Origin of the sequence: Bradyrhizobium sp. CIAT3101 (genome assembly GCF_029714945.1) — a bacterium.
GTDB lineage: Bacteria > Pseudomonadota > Alphaproteobacteria > Rhizobiales > Xanthobacteraceae > Bradyrhizobium.
The window spans coordinates 194,501-212,144 of the sequence record NZ_CP121634.1 but is presented as its reverse complement, the minus strand read 5'-3'; the positions used below and the strand labels follow the sequence as shown (position 1 = coordinate 212,144).

At 57.6% G+C, this 17,644-nt stretch carries 17 protein-coding genes; 3 read left to right on the top strand and 14 right to left on the bottom strand.

Going from position 1 to position 17,644, the window contains the following annotated elements:
• Positions 1-86: 86 nt before the first annotated feature.
• Complete coding sequence (locus QA645_RS00860; RefSeq protein WP_283047557.1) at positions 87-3,437, bottom strand: UvrD-helicase domain-containing protein; 3,351 nt, start codon at positions 3,435-3,437, stop codon at positions 87-89.
• On the bottom strand, positions 3,437-6,037 hold the full coding sequence (locus tag QA645_RS00855; protein ID WP_283047555.1) for a PD-(D/E)XK nuclease family protein: 2,601 nt from the start codon (positions 6,035-6,037) through the stop codon (positions 3,437-3,439). The genes QA645_RS00860 and QA645_RS00855 overlap by 1 nt, the downstream gene beginning before the upstream one ends.
• Positions 6,038-6,266: 229 nt before the next feature.
• On the opposite strand from QA645_RS00855, the gene QA645_RS00850 reads away from it, so the two are divergent.
• Together QA645_RS00850 and QA645_RS00845 are read left to right on the top strand one after the other, a co-directional pair.
• The gene (locus tag QA645_RS00850) at positions 6,267-7,322 is read left to right on the top strand and encodes an agmatine deiminase family protein (protein WP_283047554.1); all 1,056 of its coding nucleotides are present in this window, start codon (positions 6,267-6,269) and stop codon (positions 7,320-7,322) included.
• 18 nt (positions 7,323-7,340) lie between these two features.
• Positions 7,341-8,021 (top strand): hypothetical protein, encoded by a 681-nt coding sequence (locus tag QA645_RS00845; protein ID WP_283047553.1) that lies wholly within the window; start codon positions 7,341-7,343, stop codon positions 8,019-8,021.
• Between the two features lie 17 nt (positions 8,022-8,038).
• Here QA645_RS00845 and QA645_RS00840 read toward each other — a convergent pair whose 3' ends face one another.
• The 8 genes from QA645_RS00840 to QA645_RS00805 all read right to left on the bottom strand — a co-directional run bounded on the left by QA645_RS00840 (position 8,039) and on the right by QA645_RS00805 (position 13,474).
• Complete coding sequence (locus tag QA645_RS00840) at positions 8,039-9,022, bottom strand: WYL domain-containing protein (protein WP_283047550.1); 984 nt, start codon at positions 9,020-9,022, stop codon at positions 8,039-8,041.
• 64 nt (positions 9,023-9,086) lie between these two features.
• A complete protein-coding gene (locus tag QA645_RS00835; RefSeq protein ID WP_283047548.1) occupies positions 9,087-10,148 on the bottom strand; it encodes a hypothetical protein in 1,062 nt (353 codons plus the stop codon).
• On the bottom strand, positions 10,148-10,414 hold the full coding sequence (locus tag QA645_RS00830; RefSeq protein ID WP_283047546.1) for a hypothetical protein: 267 nt from the start codon (positions 10,412-10,414) through the stop codon (positions 10,148-10,150). The genes QA645_RS00835 and QA645_RS00830 overlap by 1 nt, the downstream gene beginning before the upstream one ends.
• A 46-nt stretch (positions 10,415-10,460) precedes the next feature.
• On the bottom strand, positions 10,461-11,000 hold the full coding sequence (locus QA645_RS00825) for a hypothetical protein (protein ID WP_283047544.1): 540 nt from the start codon (positions 10,998-11,000) through the stop codon (positions 10,461-10,463).
• 16 nt (positions 11,001-11,016) lie between these two features.
• Positions 11,017-11,778 carry a protein phosphatase 2C domain-containing protein gene (locus QA645_RS00820; RefSeq protein ID WP_283047542.1) on the bottom strand — a complete coding sequence of 254 codons (762 nt, stop codon included), beginning with the start codon at positions 11,776-11,778 and terminating at the stop codon, positions 11,017-11,019.
• A 100-nt stretch (positions 11,779-11,878) separates the two neighbouring features.
• Complete coding sequence (locus QA645_RS00815; protein ID WP_283047541.1) at positions 11,879-12,472, bottom strand: hypothetical protein; 594 nt, start codon at positions 12,470-12,472, stop codon at positions 11,879-11,881.
• Positions 12,469-12,900 carry a superinfection immunity protein gene (locus QA645_RS00810; protein ID WP_283047540.1) on the bottom strand — a complete coding sequence of 144 codons (432 nt, stop codon included), beginning with the start codon at positions 12,898-12,900 and terminating at the stop codon, positions 12,469-12,471. The genes QA645_RS00815 and QA645_RS00810 overlap by 4 nt, the downstream gene beginning before the upstream one ends.
• A gap of 1 nt (position 12,901) precedes the next feature.
• Complete coding sequence (locus QA645_RS00805) at positions 12,902-13,474, bottom strand: DUF4339 domain-containing protein (RefSeq protein ID WP_283047539.1); 573 nt, start codon at positions 13,472-13,474, stop codon at positions 12,902-12,904.
• Positions 13,475-13,608: 134 nt separating this feature from the next.
• On the opposite strand from QA645_RS00805, the gene QA645_RS00800 reads away from it, so the two are divergent.
• Positions 13,609-13,839: a helix-turn-helix transcriptional regulator gene (locus QA645_RS00800; RefSeq protein WP_283047538.1), complete on the top strand. Its 231-nt coding sequence runs from the start codon at positions 13,609-13,611 to the stop codon at positions 13,837-13,839.
• A gap of 187 nt (positions 13,840-14,026) precedes the next feature.
• On the opposite strand, the gene QA645_RS00795 is transcribed toward QA645_RS00800, so the two are convergent.
• The 4 genes from QA645_RS00795 to QA645_RS00780 all read right to left on the bottom strand — a co-directional run bounded on the left by QA645_RS00795 (position 14,027) and on the right by QA645_RS00780 (position 17,582).
• Positions 14,027-14,266 (bottom strand): hypothetical protein, encoded by a 240-nt coding sequence (locus QA645_RS00795; protein WP_283047536.1) that lies wholly within the window; start codon positions 14,264-14,266, stop codon positions 14,027-14,029.
• Positions 14,267-14,912: 646 nt separating this feature from the next.
• Positions 14,913-15,611: a hypothetical protein gene (locus tag QA645_RS00790; protein ID WP_283047534.1), complete on the bottom strand. Its 699-nt coding sequence runs from the start codon at positions 15,609-15,611 to the stop codon at positions 14,913-14,915.
• Between the two features lie 608 nt (positions 15,612-16,219).
• Positions 16,220-16,558, bottom strand: a complete 339-nt coding sequence (locus QA645_RS00785) for a DUF2958 domain-containing protein (RefSeq protein ID WP_283053620.1) — start codon at positions 16,556-16,558, stop codon at positions 16,220-16,222.
• Positions 16,554-17,582, bottom strand: coding sequence for a hypothetical protein (locus tag QA645_RS00780; protein WP_283047533.1), 1,029 nt, complete (start codon positions 17,580-17,582; stop codon positions 16,554-16,556). The genes QA645_RS00785 and QA645_RS00780 overlap by 5 nt, the downstream gene beginning before the upstream one ends.
• Positions 17,583-17,644: the final 62 nt, after the last annotated feature.

Below are 17,644 nucleotides of genomic sequence, written 5' to 3'. Positions count from 1 at the left end.
CCTCGAGTGCTTGGCAAACTAAATCGACACAACAGGCTCGCTATGTGCGGTCTGCGTCGATCGGGTACGGCAGGGGTGGATGGACTTCATTTAATATCCAAGACCCGCTCCGCAGTCATAAGCACCAATAATGCCCGGGCGGCGCCGGTTTGATTGCGATAATGCCCAAGCTGCTCACCGTATGTGGCCAGCCTGGACTGGTCTAGAGCCACGTCGCTTTTCCAGTCAACGACGACGCTAATCCTGCCATCCCCATCGCGGGAAGTAGCATCTATGACGCCGGAAATAAGTGTCTCTGTCGTGCCGGTGCGGTCGCAACCCAGAACGATTTGCTCGGGAGCCAAAGATCCACGCAGAGCGGCGACTGCAACCAGAGTCAAGGTCCTCGAAACTGTTGACGCGAGTTCAGCCGGCGAAATGCCTTCGCCGGGGTTTTGGCTAGGCTCCAGTCCAAGCTGAGACAACAGCTCGATCGAACGTCGTTCAAGCTCCGTCGGCGCATCTGGTGTTTCTCCCGTTAACACCTCTTCCATCAGCTTGTGCAGTATGGTGCCGCGAGTAGCGCTGCCAAGAACCTCGATTGATTCTGGCGTGCTGTGGACCTGCTCCGGATCAGAAAAGATCCGTTCCCCACCAGCCTGCGGCGCAGCCTCTACCTCATGACGGCTCGGCCGATTCCAAACGATCGTGTGGTATGCCTCTGAAATCTTACCGGCCTGCTCTCCGAACAGCTCGGCACTCTGCTTGTTTTCTTCGGGAGTGGATAGCGCCGCTTTTTCGGTGCCGAGATCGGCTGGTTCAATCGCCGGCAGAGCCGGAAGACCGAGGTCAACCAGCCGCGCCCATGACTTGTCAGATAGCCGTGCAGAATGCCGCGGCAGGACGAGCAAATCTCGAGCTCTGGTCGCAGCGACATACCAGAGCCGAACGCGTTCACGAGCCAATTCGAGCTCATTCCAGGATTTTAGCTGGGAGTAGCCTGCCGGCTCGATTCCTAAGACCGGAGCCGAAAACTCGCCAGATCGTCGATCGTGCATGATCCCGGTCTCAGACTTGGGTGCTCCAGTCATGTTGATCGGAATAACGACGGGCCATTCGAGACCTTTCGCGGCATGAATCGTGATCAGAGCGACAGATTGCTCCTCGGCGTCCGGACGCCCCTCGACCTGGAGAACCTGTTCCTCCCAATTTGCCCTCATGTCCCTCGCAAATGCGAGGAACCCACGCACATCGTAGGCGCGCGACATCTCCAGGAATAGGTCTAGATTTGCCAGCACACGATCAGCACTGGCGGGGAAACGATGACGAAAATGCGCGCGGACGTTAAGCAGACTGACGGCGTCCGAAAGTAGCGCATAGGGTGTTGTCGAACGCACTCTCCGCGCGAGAGACTGCAAGATCTCGATGGCGTCGCGCGCCAACTCATGATCGATCTTCTCGAGCTCGGTCCAAAGCGTGAGATTCGGAAGGCGGTCGGGATACTTCGGGTCGGTGGGAATGCCGTCGGCAATATCGAGCAGCTCGGTTTCCGATAATCCAACCAGAGGACCGCGCAGTAGAGCCCCCAGGGCAAGCGTATCGCGCGCATCCGCGATTGCGCGAGTTAGCGCGATGAGATCCTGAATTTCCTGCCGTCGAAAGAACCCTTTTCCAGCTTGCGTCGAGACTGGAATTCCACATTGTTCTAACGCTTCTTCAAACCGCCAGAGATCGGTTCCGACCGGGGCGAGAAGCGCAATATCTCCGAATCGGCAAGGCCGTAACTCCCCTTTCTCCCTGACCTTGAGGTTACCAACTATTCTTGAGCAGAGTTCCGCGACCCTGTCCGCCTCTGCATCACGCAATTGCTCGGTACTATCCTCGCCATCCTCGACCGCAACATCGAGTGCCGCGACCGTCAGCGCATTCTGTTCTGGAAGACGGGTAGCTGCCAGAGCTGTAAAACCGGGCTGCCCTGCTGCCGCGGAGAGCGGGCTTGCGAACGCTTTGTTGACGAATGACAGAATTGGCTCAACCGAGCGAAAGTTCGCAACGATGTTGACCACCGATGGATTGCCGATTGCCTCTCGCGCCCGAACATAGGCGTTTACGTCCGCGCCGCGGAATCGATAAATGGCCTGCTTCGGATCGCCGACCAGAAAAAGGGAGCCCGGGCGAAGGGTTCTGGTCAGAGGATCCCCGTCTTCATCAATTGCGGGATCGCCACACAGGCGCCACAGGATCTCGATCTGCAGTGGATCTGTGTCCTGAAATTCATCTACCAGGACGTGCCGATAGCGCCTCCCAAGCGCCTTCCGCACATCTTCGTTGGCGACCAGAAGATCCTTGGCCGTATTTAGCAAATCGTCGAAATCAAGCAGCGCGGCAGAGCGCTTGTACTTGCGCCACTCAGCGGAGAGCCGGTCCATCGCGCTGACAACACGAGTAAGAAGCTCGCCGGCCACCATAGCCATCAATTCACTGAGCACCTGATGACAGGCGTCATAGCGGGCGGCGCAGCCCTGGAAGGCCATCGTGCCTTGGGCCTTGGTCTTGCCCACAGCAGCTGCAGCTTTCTCCCAAGCGCCTTTGGTCCTCAGCTGTCTTTTGCTTCCGGTTTGGGTGAAACAAGCAACATGTCGAGGAATAGTCGCCGCTTGAACAAGGGCGCGGTTGTGAGGCTCGGTGACTAGTAAATCAGAGCCACCGAGCACCACTGCCATTTCGATGAATGCCGTGCACGCTTGGCTGGTTTGTTCCTCTTGAAACTCGAGCTGAGCTATCTCCTTCTCAAAAGCCGCGGCTGCCACAGACAGGTCTTTGGCAAGGGAGATTGACCAGGCGTGATTGGGGAGTCTGGCATCACGGTTTCTTCTTAGAAAATCTGCAATGCTCCGAATAAGACGAAGGCCGCGAGCTTCGTCCGCGAGGACGAGCTCGGCGACGATGCCGTCGTCGCGTTCGCCGGAGAGATGCTCCTTAAGCCAATTGAGATATCGCTCATTGAAGGCGATGTCTCCCTCGGTCGGATCAATAATCTCGGCGCCGGGATCTATTCCTGATTCTGCAGGGTAGGGCTTAATCAGAACTTGCGCGAACCCATGTATGGTGGTGCAGAGTAGCTCATCGAGGGATCGCTTTGCGCGGACGAGATTTTGACGTTGATTGTCTGGTACCCCGTTGGGAAAAGCCCTCACAATGTCGTCTGGAATCTCGCCGACCGAAAGCGAGCTAACGAACCTTTCAATACGGATCCGCAATTCGCTCGCAGCGAACTCAGTGAATGTGATCGCCGCCACATTCTTAGGGCTGACGCCCTGAGCGAATAAGTACGCTACGCGCCCGGCCATGATGGACGTCTTGCCTGAACCCGCACCAGCTTCTACCAACATGGACCGGTCGATGTGGGTCAGGGCCGCAGTGCGGGCAGCTAGATCCGGAAGTTCGCATCCCTTCATTATGGCGCCTCCCAAATCTTGATGGCGTCACCGAGCCGCTTATCGGCAATAGGGCGCTTGCGAGCCAGATAGCTCGGGTTGGCAGGTAACGCGAAAGAGTAGTCGTTAAAGCTGTCGCCCGCATCGATACCAGGAAGCGCCAACCCCTCTTCAAGGCTGGCCCGCGCACACGCTATGGCCGTAGCCAGCGTATCCAGAGCCCCGTTGATATCGTTGAGCGGAAACAATGCCTGCTCCCCGTCGGCTGCTTTCGGATAGAGCAGAGCTGCTTCGACCTTTACTTTTGGACCAAGCAGCGTTCGGACGGCAAAAGCGTACAGGCAGCGCTGCAGCTCAGTGCCGCCTCTGAGCACGACATCCGCCATGTCCCGACTCAGGCGCCCAGTTTTGTAGTCGATGACTCGCGCCTGGCGATTGTCGGCCGACAAATCCAGCCGATCGATTTGGCCTTGAATGACAATCCCCGTTCCCGGAATTCCCACAGATACCGATGGGTCCCATGGGAGGCTACGGCCACGGCCATCTGCCATGCCGAATGGAATTTCAGTCCAACTCTTTTGATTTGGTAGTTGATCAAGACGATAAGCTAACGCCGCAGTCGCGACTTTGCACGTTGCCTGCAAAGCGTTGCGCCAGATTATCGGAGGCGGAACGGGTTGCTCGGTTTCCCATTGTGCGGCCGTTAGACGAACTGCGTCCTCGATCGCTTTGATGACGTCGTCCAACTTGGCTTTCCCGAAGCCGCCATTTGACTCGAGTGCGCCGACGGCAAGCTGAAGAGTTTCGTGGACGAGAACGCCGAACGTGAGTGGATCTACACTGAACGGTTCGTCGGTCTCCTCCGGTTGACGCCATCCCAGAGCGTATCGCCAGACAAAGCGAATAGGGTCTCGCAATAACATCCGCAACGAAGTCGCGGACATGGGCTGCTGGAATACCTTATAGAGACGTGGGTGCTTTGGGCGGACGAGGCCGTCGTGTGAGTTGATTTGGCGCCTATACCAATCTTGCCATGCAGCTAACCCGGACTGCGCCGTCGGTGTAACCCGGAATTCCGTCGGCCGAGCGGTTAAACGGTCTGGCTCGCTTGCCGCATGTTCCGGGACCCTGCCGTAACTTAAGTAGGTCTCCTTGAACTCGCCGATCAAAGGCGAACGCCCTAACAGGCGCCCCTCGACGTCACGCCTGCTGAAGGAGATCGATGCTTGGGTAGCGCTGGCAACAATGGTCGCAAAATCACTGCGGTCCGCGTCTGACACGGGTAGTGGGTCCAGATCCTCGATCGGAATGATGTGATCGGGGATAAGGCGATCCTCTGAAATTCGGCGCGGCCACCGACCGGCATTCAGTGCGAGCAAGCGAACGAAAGGCCGGGGGGAGGCCGCAAGTGAAATCGCCGGTGTCCAAATTGGATGCGAAGCGGGTTCGAGATCGTCGGCAATGCGAAGCCGAGTAAGGGTAACGGGAAGTGCTGTGGCCGGCCCATCCTCAAGTGCGAGCCGCCAGAGCTTCAAAGGCAATTTTGGGAGCAGATTTTCTCCGGCTTCCTGAGCTCCTACGGGGCCTTTTTCAAGGATCTGCAACACGTCGAGCACGGTCTGGGACCGGTCCACCCCGCCCGGCCAAGCGGTAGGCTCAACTGAGGAGAACGCCTGCTTCCAGCGTTCGAGAGTTGAAAGAGGGGCGTCGGCAGGAAGAACGCGGGTCCAGTCCCGTGGTAATCCGGCAAGACATTCGGTGCCATCCAGCCGGCGCAGCAAACGCTGTATGCGCGCTTGGGAAATCCCGTTCACGAGAACGTCAGCCAACGCTGCGGCTGTTTGACCTGCTGGAGTTGCGACAGCTTGGATGCCCTGCACGAAGTGAATTGGGATGTTCGCTTCGTGGGATAGCGTCGAGACGTAGTCGTCGTAATCTGAAGGGCTCGCGGCTGCTATGGCAATATCTTCCGGCCTTGTCTTGCCATCAGCAAGAAGCGATCGCATCCATCGAAAGGCTTCTAAAACCTCGTGCTGCGGCGTGGCGCAAGAATAGACATCTGGCACAATTCCCGATGGCGGATCTTGACGGATTTCAACGTTCTTGCCGATGACCCAGTCCGGGACCGACCGCGGACCGGCTACCCAAACCACGGGTACGCGATCCGCAAGCGCGAGAAGTAAACGGCGCCAGCAAACCGGCATTTCACTATGGCTGTGAATATCGACAGGGCCCAACACCGCGGGCGCATGGGTGAGCCGGCTAAGCGCGAGATCAACCAATACCCGCGGCGTTTTCATTGAAGGCGGCAGCCGCTGCAAAACCTGGGATTCCAGAGCGGCCATCGCCTTGAGTCGAGGGTGCTCAGAGATGGAGAGATCGATATCCGCACGCCAGATTTTGTCGAGAGTGCCAACGACGGCACGGACCATCCCGGGCAGGCCCTTTATTGGCTCAAGTTCACCAAGAGAGACGGCGGGCAACGCGTTTCGGACAGCTTCACGCAATGCATCGATATCGATAGGCCCAAGGAAGCCGCCCGCAAGGCGTCCGGCAACTTGCCCCATGCTCATGATCTGCAGCCCGATTTCTCCCCGCCGCGCGGCCGCCACCCGGGCCATGTGGGCCGCAAAATTTGTGTGGACGACAATGGTACGGCGCGTTGGCAATATTGCGCTCACAAGAGCCCCACCCGGCAAAGAAGTCATAGAAAATCAATTGTTCGAACCACTATTCCTCATCCTAGAAGCCCTGCCAATAGGAAGCCTCAGGTAGAAGGGTTAAGTGCGTCCAAATCTGACGTGCTGCCGTGGAAAACTTAGCCTCTCTTCAGGACTTCAGCTGCTTCCAATGGCCCAAGACAAGATTCGCAAGGCATGCATACGAATTCCAGCCGAATGGGAATCGCACGAGCGTTGCTGGATGGCTTGGGCAGTTCATCGCGAGTGGAGCGCTCGCGACGCCGCCAGAATAAAGCGCGATTTGACTAAAGTCGTGCACGCGATCGCTCGCTTCGAGCCGGTCAGTCTGCTGGCCCCGCCCGGCCACGCATTTCGTGAGGCCAGCAAGCGGTTTGCCGATTGTTCGACCGTCACAGTCATTGAAGCGCCAGTAGATGATTTCTGGATGCGAGACATCATGCCGACCTTCGCTATCCATACTGATCGCGGTCAGAGACAGGTCGTGGCAATTGATTGGAATTTCAACGGCTGGGGCGGTACCCCCGAGCGCGCTGCGCGGGCTGGTGACCAACTCGCTATGTCCGCAGCTTCAATTTTTGGCGTCCCGCGCGTCGAAACGTCGTTTGTCGCTGAGGGCGGCGCGCTCGCATTCGATGGACGCGGCACGCTGATCACGACGCGGAGCTGTCTGCTCAATCCAAACCGCAATCCCTTGCGAGGGGAGGCCGATCGGCAACTGGCCATCGCGTCAGAATTCAAGAAATTGGGTATTCACAGGACAATTTGGCTCGAGGGGGATACCTCCGAGCCGATCACAAGCGGCCATATCGACGGATATGTCCTCTGCGCTCCAGGAAACAAAGTCTTAGTCGAAAGTATCGACGATCCAGATAGCGAACCGCCCTTCTGGCGCGAGCACGACGTGCGTCTCCTGAAACAGGCGAGGACGAGCCATGGGCGCAAGTTGAAAGTGGAGCGGGTCCTCGCGCCACGGAAGCAGTACTTGAAGGGATATCCCGATAGTTTCGCTGCCAGCTATCTAAACGTCTATATCGCCAACGGTGCGGTGATCGGTCCGATGTTCGGCGATAGCGAACGAGATGAACTGGCGGGCAAAGCGCTTGCTAAAGCGTTTCCTCGACGCAAAGCTATTCTTTTGCGAATCGACGCGATCGGAAAAGGGGGCGGTGGTATTCATTGCCTTGCCCAACCGATGCCGGCCTGAAAGGGGCAAGATCTTACGATGGTTGAGACAGTCACGACTTTTCTCAAAGAGAAGGGATTTCAGGGCGCTCAGAATCTTGAGGAGATAACGAGTAGGTTCATCGACGTCGCGCGGCGGATCATGTGCTCACATGAACTTGTCTACGGTGACCGAGAGCGGCCTTGGCGTATTACCGCTCTTGAGTTGTATCTTCACACCGGCCGTGCATCGGATATTTGGCAGGATCCGTACACGCACGGCGCGCCCGCTCAGCTCGAATCCGGAACATGGTATGTTCACGATAGTGGAGCCCGGGCGCCGTTTTATTCGGGGATCGACATTACTTGCGGCTCGAGCGACCGGCATGGTGGCTTGCTGATACGTGAGTTGGATAATGAACATCGCTGGGTCTTCCAGCGAATTGTGCGGGGAGCGAACGTCAACCGGGAAAGGACGAACAACACTTGGTCTGCGGATGAAAAGCGGATCATTCAGCAATCAATCCACGGAAGCCAAATTGGCTCTGGGCTTTTGAGATTGGTCGAGACGCCCTCGCGCAATGAGCAGTTGTTCATTGGGCCACGAATAGGCCTCAATAAGAAGGCCGGAGAGGACGCCTGCTCTCCCGAAAACGTTGCGTATCGAACGGCATCCTTAAGAATCGCTACATCGCCGACGGCATGTTTAAAGACGAGCATGAGGGCACTGGCGAGCACGTAGGCTAGCTTGATCGGTGGTTAGCCTCTGGTTGCCTTTTGCAGTTGCTGTCGTAGCAGCGTTCGCAACCGCCTAGGCTCAATGATCTGCACTTGGTCGCCCCAGGTAAAAAGGTGCCAGCACATTTCCAAAGCGCCGCCGGCGCGGAATCGGACCAGAAGTGAGCCATCATCCTCTTCCTCAAAAGCCTGTGTCGGGTGGAAGAGATACTGCCGGGCATCGGCCGCTGCTTGGGGTGCAAACCGCCATACAACCTCAAGAGGGTCTTCCTGAAATACACCGAACGACCGTTCGGCGAACTCCTGCAAGCTGAAGTCCTTTCGTCTTCGAAACGGCGCCTCCTGAACTTCGACCTTTTCGATATTGGCCAGACTAAATAGTCGGTAGTTGCTAATGCCCTCGCTCAGGCTGTAAGCGACGAGATAGTGCCGGTTGCCGTACAGAAATCCATAGGGACAGACCAACTGGCGGCTCAGTTTCCCGGTGCCTCTTGCTCGATAGTGAAGTCGGACCTTTCGACAAGCGAGAATCGCGGTGCGGAGCTCCTCAAGGAGAGTGCTCGGAATCGCTAGCCTTGGGCCTGGCCTCAGGGCGATTCCCTCTGCCTCCATCAGCGCCTCGAGATCTGGGCCAATCCGGCGTGCAGCGTCCGGGCGTATGAGGGACTTTAATTTCGCAGAGAGCGTCTCAAGCCGTGCGGACAGATCCGCGACATTGTCCCGCTTTGCGATAAGTGCGGCTGTAGTGAGAGCAGACAGCTCGTCAGTTGAAATGCCAGCAAGGTTGACGATTGGCCCGGAGCGAATTCGCCATCGTTTGGGGACTTCTCCCGGATTCGCTTGCTCCATCTGCGGGAATACCCGTTCGATGGCATCGCGCATCCTTTCCGCGGTTCGGCGGCTAACCCGATAGCTGTGCTGAATTTCCTCGAGCGAAATCCCCTCCGCACCGCCTCGCATGTCGAGAGCGACGCGAAGCAGTGCCTCCAGTTTCTCATACCGCATTCTTGTCCCCGACCCCTTCCCGGCGAGAAGAATATTACGGGGGTACAGGATTCGCCAAGCGGGCTCACACAAGATCCGGCAACGACATGTCGACCGGCGGAGGAGCGCCTCTGATCCGCCGGTGTCGCGGTCGGGGCCTCCAATTCAGATTGTCGTTCGCAACGATCTGCGCGATCGAACTGATAACTGCCGCAGAAGGAATTTGGACAGCCTCGAACGCGCTGAGGATCTTATCGTGGTCTTGAGGCTCGAGATCGGCGTTCTCGGGGCCTTTAATCTCGTCCAGAAACCAACCGAGACGACCGCTTCGGGTGACGGAGCAGGCAGCTCGCAAGCCAGCATCACGCCAGAGGTAAATCGCACACTGTCCATGCTCTACGTTCCAGACGTAGCCTTCCAAGCAGTTGCCCCACTTTTTTCCAAGGGCCCGTAGCTGACGTCCGGAATCGATGCGCTCCGCGTACTCCACGCGAGCTGGCGGCAGAGCGTCCGGCAGTGGCAAGCTTTCGACAATAGACTTTAGTTTTGCGAGCAGCTGGTTGGGTTGACGGGCACGTGCCAGCTCAGAGACAAGCTGATCGAAGCTTAGCCTGCCGCTACGCAAAGAGATGCACCGTAGCCCTCTCGAGAAAGAGCTCATGTCTCCGATATTCTCATGCATCGGGAAAACGACCCGGCGTAGCGGCGCCGGAACATCATTCATTGCTCTAATCGTCGAATCACGGATCTCGAACGTGTGAAAGATCAGCCGCGCTGCATCCGGCTCAGCAAGAAGCTTTACAAGCCCGCGGTAGCTTTCGGCTTCCATCAGGAAACTCGGCATGACGCTCACTGCACGCTTAAGGCCCGATGGCTGGTGACCGACGGTCGCATCCAGAATTATTTCCGCGGATCCTCGAAAAAGCACCCTCGCCAACTCCGAACTCGGCTTAGCCTCGACGTGTGCGAGGGCCGTTCCGATCAGATGCATCCGGGTTCGGCTGAGGTGGACCAAATCTGACAAATATTCAGGCTGGTCCCGAAGCATGGCTATAAGAGTCGGGATTGCCCATTTGAACGGTTCGAGCAGAAAACCGGGCGGCCTTTCGGATGGAGCCGAGGTATCAAGTTCGATAGTGTTCTTCATCACAAGCTCCTGGTGGAACTTATGTATCGGGTCGGTGCGACAGTTTTGGACGCATTCAGCGGGCCGAAACCGCGGTTATCTCCCCCAATAAACAGACCGAGCTGGACTTGCTGTGAGGCACCGACGTTTCGGAAGCCAATCAGGGCCAAATTGAACTGATCCGCCTCACCGAGCTGCAACTCGGCGTCGATGCCCGTTCCGCCCTCGCCTTTGTGAAGATAGACGTTTGCGGCAAACGACTGTTCGGAGCTAAGTCCGCCGAGCACGGCAGGACTCAAACCCAGGATCGCATCCCTCTAAGTGCACAGCCGATCATTTGTCGTCCTCAAGAAAGCTGCATGAGGCCCGTATCTCTCCGATTGGCCGTTGGCCGTTCAGGAGGGTCTCCGTGTAAGTGAACGAATTCTGGCGGCCAGTTTGGAGCAGATCGGCTCGCATGCTCCACGCCGGGGTCCCTGCCGGAACGAGCCTCGGATTTGTTCCCGCCCAGGACACTCTGTGGGTCGTCAAACCACCCTCAAACCTTACGGTGTCGAAGAGCTCTGTTGGTTTGGACTGCCTGCCGTCGCCGTAGTTGTGAACGATGGTTGCGGGGACGTTCAATCCGCCACCGTTGTTGAACGAAGCGCAGATCGTTATCGATCGGATGTCCTTGAATGCGGCAGACCGGTAATCGCTGGGGTCAGCGGTGAAGGTGTTCCTTTCGATCTTGCATGTCAGGTTCCAGTTTTCAAATGCGTCATGCCCGCAAGCTTCTTTGTACACGATGACCTCTGCGCGACTGCTCGCGCAGTTGATGGCGGCGCAGGTCGCAACAACGGAGCCGATCTTGAAAAGATATCCTAACCCCATCCGGTGATTCCTTTCGCTACGATTCAGGCGCGTCCAGGCAGCGTGCGACCAACAAGGAGATGTTGTCTCGTGCTCCGGCGCTAAATGCCATGGCGGCGAGTCTCTTCGTGGCCTGAAGAGGGTTCTTGGCTGTTCTCAACGTGTCGCTGATCGCTTGGCCGCTGACCATGTCGGTGAGGCCGTCGCTGCAGAGAAGTAAGGTCTCGCGGGGTGCGAGCGGCGCATCAACGGTGACGTGCGGTCCGATCGACAACGGAAACGAAGAGCCGCCCAGCGCCTGAGTGAGGGCATGGGACCGGCGGGGACCGAAGTGGCTGCTCTCGCCTTCGGGTACATCATCGTGGCTGAGCTGCACCAATTGGTTTCCGCTGAAGAGGTAGCTGCGGCTGTCGCCAATGTTGAATGTGACTAGCTGGTCGACCTTCAGGACGGCTCCAACGAGGGTGGAGCCCATGCCGAGTGCTTCCGGGTGCTCCTGCATGAGTTCATAAAGGTGTTGACTGGCTTCCTCGATCACTTCGGCGCAAGAGGCGGGATTTGAAAGCCGATCGATCGCAGCGACCAGATGATCGAGGACCGCTCGGCTGGCCATCGCGCCGTGCGCGTGGCCACCCATCCCATCCGCGATCATTAGGAGGCGGCAATCATTCGGTGACGTCACGACTATCGGCGCGTCCATGTCGCCGATGAGGACACGGTTGTCGATCGCGATAGCGTCCTCGTTGTTCGGGCGCACACGACCACGATGGGTGAAAGCAGCAACGGTCCAGCCCGGCATACTCAGACACTCGCTCGATCTATTGTGGGCAGCTTCGCTGGTGTGTGACACATTGAGCTACTTCCGGCCATTGCCGTAACCGGTGCACGCGCAAGCGGCCTCAGAGCTGTTCCTTCACCGAGTCCGGAACTTTTTCCGGGGACGGCTTGAAGTTCTTGTATTTCGTCTCGTTCTGTTTGACGCACTCTACAAGCGATGAAAGCATCGAACTGCCCTTGTTCTCGAAACTGAGCGACATGTTTGGAACGTTCCCGGGCATCACAAGAGTGAAGTAACGGGCATTCCATAGCGCCTCCGAGAAGTTCTTGGGCTCGATTTGCAGCATCAAGATCGTGTTCTTGTCCTTGAGGACATAGTCGAAGTTTGCACCTGCGATGAGACCGTTCTTGAGACCGTTGAAGAAATTCCAGCGAAGCTGGCCTCGGTCAGGTCCTTGAATTTCCCATTCGGTGTCGTGGACGATGGCCCAGACCTCACCGTCAACGAGGGAGCGATGGATTTGAATGAACGATCCGTCCCTCTTGTTCGCGCGACCGTAACAAGTGGCTTGCCCGGTCTCCGCGTTTGCTCCGCCGAAAACTGTCCACCACTTATCTGTCTCCTTTTCATAGAAGGAGAGTTCCTCCGCGTTGAGATATCCGATTCGAAAGGCCGAGAGCAGAAGCGCAACCACGATAGTCAGTCGCAATTTCATTGTTCTTTCTCAATGTGAGGGGCGGCGCCAAGCAGTTTGGCCTTGAGGCTGTCGAATTCGACCTGGGAGATCGCTCCCCGGACGAGGAGATCGTGAAGGCGCTCCAGCTCTTGGGCGGTGGACGTCTGCGGCAATGGTGGTGGATCCACGATCTGAATCCTTCTCACGTCGTTAACGAACAGGTTGAGGCCGGACTCTCCGCCGCTGCTCACAGCGCCTATGCGGTGAGCCGCTCGCATCGCCCAAACCATCGCAATCCCCCAGCCGAGGATCGTGCCCCCGAAGACGACGTTGATGACAAGGATGATCCAACGGTTTGGATGGTTACGCCGGAATGCCACGATGCTCGGTGCGATGTAGACGATGCCGATAGTGAGGAAAAATATGGCCAGGAAAATCAGGTCGTCTGTATGTGAATCTGTTTGCACGTCACGCTGCCCGTAAAATGATCGATACGATGAACGTGGCGATCCAAACGAAACCATAAGTCGGCGTCTGGCCCAGGCGTTGCGCGCGTACGAAAAGATAGACCGGTGCCAATAGTAGCGCGAAGAGCGTCAGCCACCCGGAGCTGTAGCCGGCACGCTTGAGCTGTTCTGTGTCGACTAGGCACAGCACCGCATTCGTCAGCACCGGAACGAGCCAACTGAGCGGTGATAGAAATGCCTCGAAAAACTCGTCACCTGCCGGATGACTGTTTTGGTAGTTAAGCAGCGCGACATCAACGAAAAGATAGGCGAGCGGCGCGAAGGCGAGCGCCCACACCAAACCGTTGTTCACATGGCTCGCGGCGATGGGTGGTGGGATATCCTTGAGCTGTGTCCCGATTTCCGTTGTGCGCAGCGGTTGCCAGTTAGCCAAGCCCTTACGCCAGATTTGGGTCTCTCCGTCGATTGCCTGGGTCGCCAGGAGTTCGCGTAGCGTGCCTGTGGGTACAGGGCCTTTGCGTTGGCCGCCCTGTGCATAAAACCACTCTTCGTCGCTTGCGACTGTATTGGTCAAATTGGCCCCCAGTGTTAGCCCGCTGCGCAATCTAGGTTCGGTTGTCGGGTTGTAATGTTTCTATCGGCACCAAGTCCAGAATTTTGTCTGTTTAAAGCGGTGGGTTAATAAGCGGTGCCTTGATTGGCTGAGGCATGGACCTCCGCCAAGTCTTTGCAGCGAACCTGCGCCACTTTCGGCACGCCAAAGGACTGTCCCAAGAGGATTTGGCCTATGAGGCCGGCGTGAATCGAACGTATATGAGCAAGCTGGAAAAGGGTGGGACGTTCGTAGGCCTGGAAATAATCGGAAAGCTGGCAAAGGTACTGGACGTCGAGGCTGCCGAGTTTCTGAAGCCGCCCCCCAAGAAAGCGCGGAAAAAGTAGTCTTCTTATGGAAAGAGCCCCTTTCGGGGCTCTTTAAGCTTCGCACCTTGCGAGTCATCAGGCTACGCCACGTTTTCTGAGTCCCTCACGTGCCGGTACCCCTCGTCGCTGCTCTGGGAAGATTCGCACGAAGCGTATTTGTGTTTCATTCAGCGCAAAGGGATCTTGCGAGCCCTCGAGGAGGCTATCAGGCGTGAGAAGAGGGCGTCATCACCCCTAAATCTGGTTGCTCCAAACCGATGCCAAGTTGTTCACAAATAGCGAGCGCCAATTGGCAGGTGTACAAATAGCTCATCTCAATATCGTCCTCTCGGTCCTCCGCTACATTCATCCGTCGCTCCAAGTAGCGTGTGACTTCTTTGTGCCACTTTTTGGCCGCGCGCGATAAATCACTCGTTCCGGCTTTTCTTATTCGTTTCTTGGGCATTCGATCAACTTTCCCTAGTGAATTGTAAGATGAATTCTACCGCGATTTCCAAGTGTCATAAAACTCCTCTCCTATGTTCTTTGTTGCGCGAGCATGAAATGGCAACCTACGCTCGGGCCCGCATCCTTGGAGTCAAAGCCGTAGCTTTTGTCGGGGCACATTCGGATGAAAACGGCGTGGCGCATCAACGCCTAGGCTCTTATGCAATCGTCTGTAGAGCTGGCTCCCGCCGTCGTTGGGGCGAGGCTTAGTCCCCCCTTTTGCTTGCGATTGGTGATGAGGAGGTCGAAGATCGAAACCGCATGATCTTGCCCGCTTGCCGGTCTTGACCAAGGACACGGCCTCTGGGCACTTGGCCGCGGGGCTAGAATTTGGGCCGGTGCTCCAACGAAGGCGTGAATCGAGGAGAGCCGCGCCATCCTTGCTCACTAGCGCTATCTGAAAGTGGCGTGGAGAGGGAGGTAAGTGTTGGTGGTGCGGGTGGGCGGCGGCGATCAAGGTGAGGGTGAATGGCGGTGGGTGGGAGGGTGGGTGACGGTAGGTGGCGGTGGGGGCAAAAAATATACCGATTTGACAGCACCTCGTGCCGCTGATTTTTTGCCCAATGGTCATAGCGAAACGGTCGCGGGCGTCGGACCGTCACCGATCAAGCAGTACCATCAATCAACTTGTCGGGGCGCATGCGGATGAAGACCGGATGGCGAAAGTTGCCGTGGTCCGTCAGCTGCATGCAGGTGACTTCGATGACTTGGCCGACCAGTCGCCCGGCGTTGGCTTCAGCCCACAGGATTTCGCGCTCGCTGTCCGTAAAGCCCGCGCCCACGGCACCCCTGGCTGTTGTGACGAAGCCTAGCCGGCCGCGGTGTTTGCCCGTCCCCTCTGAGACCGAGGTGATGAGGACATCGTGCGTTTCCGTCGCTTTCACCTTAATCCAGTGTTCGCCCTGACGCAGGACGATGCCCTCGTAGTTTAAAGCGTTGGCGCGGCCTAACATGGCCCGAATGTCCGCGGGAGCGGGGTTCGTTAAGGTGCCCCAATGAAGGCGTGGATCGAGCGGGGCGAGACCGTAGAGGTGCTGTCGCGTGATCGGCGGCGTGTCTCGTTTGAGGCACTTGGTACGGGTGGCTCGAATCGTGTCGCGGAAATTGTTGACGAAGACCTCGCAATCTCTCGGTTGGCCATCTCGCCACGGCGGCAGGTTATGCAAAGGCTTGTTCGCTCTGCTGACCCAACCGTCCTCGCCCCAGATTGCGCGAACTCCATCTAGTTTCAATGACACCGCCCAGTCGCCGGCCAGAGCCATTCCGTTCCACGAACGTGGATTGCTGATCTCCGGGGCAGTCATCGTTCCTCACGCAGATAGTGGTTCTCGCGAATTCGGCTGCGGGGTCGTTATGTTGCGTTCGCGCAGCCCATCTATGAGGGAGAAGTTGCACCGCGCCGGTCTGGGCCATTTGCCGGAAATAGCGCCGTCCTTCTTGAGCTTCCCAATGTAGCTGTGGCGTAAGGGCAGGGAGATCGGGTTGGGAAGGTAAGGTTGGGAGGGGGTAGGGGAAGGTAGGTGGGCGGAGGTGGATGGCGGTGGGTGGGGGCAAGAAAATATAGCCGTTTCGTGCGGGTTCGCAGTTGCATTTTTTTGCGTGGTTGGTGGAGCGAATGATCAAACTCTCCGCTTGTGGTCCTGAATGCGATTCATAGCGGACGAGCACGTGCGGGCATTCGGTCGGGGCGCGTCTTCGGTCTCAGTGTCCGAGGTAGTCACAAGCACAAGGGGCGACTTGCTGGCTGTCAATCGGTGACGCATCTACTCCGCAGTTCGGACACTCGTCATCGCAACCGCAGGACCACGCGTCCTCCCACGCGGTGCCGCAGCTTACGCACGTGTAGCTGTTGATGAAGGCAGGTTGGCAGTGGGACTCGTGGTCCCACTGATGTTCGCAGTGCTTTCGCTTCTTACGCAACGATGCGGCCCTTGGCTCGGGCTTCCGCCGCGTATGCCGAGATCGGCTTGTCCGCGGTGAAATGAAGGTCCCGTTCCACGGGGAGGCCTAGGCGGCCTCTAACTTCCCTGATTTCGGCCAGATGGACCCAACCGAGCTCGGGATGTCCAAGAGCAAGGTCACACAGGGCGAGGATTCGGTCCGGCTCATCGGGGTCACATTGCACAAGCAACCAAGTTGCGCCTGCGTCAGGCGTGAAAAGCTTGGCAACAGGCACTGGATCTTGGTCGTCAGCCAAAGCGTTGACCAAGAGCCGAACGCGGTCTTCGACCGTGAGCAGATCAGTGTCAATCATGGCGGCTGGCCCCAGGTGCGGCAACAACCGGGTCGGTATTGCCCTTGTCGATTCGCACGGCTCGCTTTCCGGCGCCGTCTGCTCTGTCCTCGTATGACGCCGCCTGCGACCCGCCCGCCGCGACGTCTGAACTGAGCCTCGGCGCCAGAACGTTAAGAGCCGCATCATAGATGCGCTGGAAGTTGCAGTAGCGCTGCCAGAGGCGATCGGCCGTGTCCCTGTCGCCGGCGACATCAATCGCATCGATCAAAGCCTCGAGCGTGAAGTGATGGAACGGCACCTGGGATCCGTCAGCAGGATCCAGCGGGAGGAGCTCGTTCGCGTAGACGCGGAAAGCTGCTTGGACACGCCGGTTTAGGCTTGGGCCAATCCCGACGAAGCAGGCTCTGGGCACCGCGCCATTTCGGACTGCCAACTGGGCGGTCATGTGTTCGCGAGTGAGCTGCTCGCAGGGTCCGGAGTGGAGGATTGGACTATCTGGGTCTTTGTAGAGAGCGACCTCACGGAGGGCTTCGAGCTGCCTGGGTTTCCACGGCTTTGTGGTATGATCCAAGCTTTCCGTGTACTTCAACTCAAGGTAGATTACGCCCTTGTCTTGATCGGGAGTCTTTACGAACACTGCTGCATCAAACGCCGATCGATCGCTCAGATATTTTTCGCTTCGGCGGCCTGGTGAATGTTCGAAAATGATCCGGTCCACGGATTGAACGAAGTTTGGAAGGAGTTGTTTGAACACTCGGCCGGCAAGTTTGAGATTCAACGCCAATGGGCCAAGACAATTCAGGGTTGCGGGCATCGACGAAACGCTGTTCATCAGGAGTCGGTCTTCATCGACCGCCGCATCTTCTTCCCTGAGAAGCAGAAGGTCCCTCAAAGCGAGGAGGTGAATGTCCGGAGTGAGGAAGTTCTTCCCCTCCTCGGCAGCATCCGCACGGAGATATGAAGCAAGATGCGATCCGGGCTCGCCGTTGGCCAACGCGTTCGGGATATCGTTGTCGCGCATCCACAATATCTGGAGCATGCGCGCCGCTCGCCGGAACCGGGAATCAATCTCGCACGCTCCCCCAAACTGCGCGAGCAAGC